The sequence below is a fragment of the Kitasatospora sp. NPDC091257 genome (assembly GCF_044757675.1).
Lineage (GTDB): Bacteria > Actinomycetota > Actinomycetes > Streptomycetales > Streptomycetaceae > Kitasatospora > Kitasatospora lactacystinica.
Window position 1 is genome coordinate 1 of record NZ_JBIVVI010001357.1, and the last position, 2242, is coordinate 2242.

Sequence of the window (2242 nt, forward strand, 5' to 3'; positions counted from 1 at the left end):
TCTGGCCGTCGGCCGGGCCGAACTCGTTGCCGCACACGCCGAAGGCCTGTCCGAGCGAGCCGCCGATCGGGACCAGGAAGCCGCAGCTCGCGCACTCAGCCTACGGGGCGGGAAACGCGCTCGTGGCGATTCGGTGAAGTTTCGTCAGAAGATGCGTGAGTGGCCGGACTTGGACCGCCCGAGGGCCGTTCCGGGCGCCGCCCCCGGAGGCGCTCACCGACCGTCACTCACCCGCCGTTCTTCGCCAGGGTGAACTTCCAGGCGTCGGCGACGATCTCGTCCAGGTTCGGGCGGCGCGGGGTCCAGCCCAGCGCCTCGTGGGCGCGGGCGGCCGAGGCCACCAGCACCGCCGGGTCACCGGCCCGGCGGCCCTCGACCCGCACCGGGATCTCCCGGCCGGTGACGCGCTGGACCGACTCGATCACCTCGTGCACCGAGAAGCCGCTGCCGTTGCCCAGGTTGCAGATCAGGTGCTCGCCCGGCTCGGCCGCGTCCAGCGCCAGCAGGTGCGCCTCGGCCAGGTCGGCGACGTGGATGTAGTCGCGGATGCAGGTGCCGTCCGGGGTCGGGTAGTCGTCGCCGTACACCGCGATGTGCGGACGCTGCCCCAGCGCGGCCTGGAAGACCAGCGGGATCAGGTGCGACTCGGGGTCGTGCCGCTCACCGAAGGCGACACCGGACGAACTGCCGTACGCACCGGCCACGTTGAAGTACCGCAGCGAGACGGCGGCCAGGCCGTGGGCGACGGCCTCACCGGTGATCAGGTGGTCCACGGCGAGCTTGGTGGCGCCGTAGGTGTTGGTCGGCGCAGTGCGGGCGGTCTCGGCGATCGGCACCGCCTCCGGCTCGCCGTAGGTGGCGGCGGTGGAGGAGAACACCAGCTTGCGCACACCCGACGCGCGCATCGCGCTGATCAGCTCCAGCGAGCCGGCCACGTTGTTGCGCCAGTACTTCTCCGGGTCCGCGACCGACTCGCCGACCTGCGAGGAGGCGGCGAAGTGCAGCACGCCGTCGAAGGAGCCGTCCAACACCTTGCCGGCCTCCTGGATCCGGCCCTCGACGAACTCGGCACCGGCCGGGACACCCTCGCGGAAACCGGTGGAGAGGTCGTCCAGGACGGTCACCCGGTGACCCGCCTCCAGCAGGTGGGCGGCGACCACACTGCCGACGTAGCCGGCGCCACCCGTGACCAGGTACTTACTCATGTTGCGACCTCCAGCGAACGACGGTCCGCCCGTTCGGACGGAAGCCATCGACGGAATGCGTACGACGGGGGTCATTCTCCCAATGCCACCGGGGTGCTCCGCGCCACACGGGCGACTGCTTCCAGCCTTCTCACCAAGTCCTCAGCCGCCGGCCATCCGTTCCAGCAGGCCGGTGCGCGCCGCCACCGCGGCCGCCTCCAGGCGGGTCCGCGCGCCGAGCTTCATCAGCACCCGCTGGACGTGCGTCCGGGCGGTGCTCGCGGCGATCCGCATCCCGGAGGCGATCGCCGCGGTGTCCTCGCCGTCCGCGATCCGGGCCAGCACCTGCACCTCACGGCGGGTCAGCAGCCGCAGCAACCGGACGGCCTCGTCGTCCGGCTCGACCGCAGGGCGCAGCAGTTGGTCGAAGGCCCCGCGCAGAATGTCCACCGCGACCGCGGCCTCGCCCGCGCGCGCCCGTCCGATGGCCCGCTCGACCACCTCGATCCGCTCGTCGCTGGGCACGTACCCGGCCGCACCGGCCGCGAACGCCCCTGCCACTCCGCGCAGTTCACCCACCGGACCGAGCACGATCACGGCCACCTCGGGACGCTCCCGGCGGATCCGGCGCAACCCGTCGAAGGCCCCCGACTCCCCCGGCGCCGCCACCCCCAGCAGACAGACCTCGGGCCGCCGTCCGACCACCAGATCGGCGGCGACGCCGGCCGGGGAACCGACCGCGAGCACCCGATGGCCGCGCAGTTGAAGTGCGGTGGCCAGCGCCTCGGCCAGCAGCCGGTGGTCGTCCACCACCACGAGTCGAACACCCATGACGCCCTCCAGGTCGGGGTCCGGCTCGCGCCCGCACCCCTCCGGCGGGCGGCCGATGACGCACCATCACAGCGCATTCCGTACCCGACCCGCTAGGCCGGGGCGTATCGGCGGTACGGAACCGGCCGGAGAACGCGAAAGACCCCCGCCGCCAGGCGAGGGTCTTTCAGTGGAGCCCCCATGCGGAATCGAACCGCAGACCTTCTCCTTACCATGGAGACGCTCTA

At 72.3% G+C, this 2242-nt stretch carries 2 protein-coding genes and 1 pseudogene; all 3 read right to left on the reverse strand.

The window, feature by feature from the left end; all coding sequences use genetic code 11:
- Positions 1-100, reverse strand: a pseudogene (locus ACIQOV_RS38220) (DUF3027 domain-containing protein); the annotation flags it as partial.
- Positions 101-227: 127 nt separating this feature from the next.
- On the reverse strand, positions 228-1205 hold the full coding sequence (gene galE, locus ACIQOV_RS38225; RefSeq protein WP_401055366.1) for a UDP-glucose 4-epimerase GalE: 978 nt from the start codon (positions 1203-1205) through the stop codon (positions 228-230).
- Between the two features lie 141 nt (positions 1206-1346).
- Positions 1347-2015, reverse strand: a complete 669-nt coding sequence (locus tag ACIQOV_RS38230) for a response regulator transcription factor (protein WP_359899735.1) — start codon at positions 2013-2015, stop codon at positions 1347-1349.
- Positions 2016-2242: the final 227 nt, after the last annotated feature.

Bases quoted from the DNA above. Each gene is read 5' to 3' on its own strand.
- galE (WP_401055366.1), bottom strand. From the start codon at position 1,205: ATGAGTAAGTACCTGGTCACGGGTGGCGCCGGCTACGTCGGCAGTGTG.
- ACIQOV_RS38230 (WP_359899735.1), bottom strand. From the start codon at position 2,015: ATGGGTGTTCGACTCGTGGTGGTGGACGACCACCGGCTGCTGGCCGAG.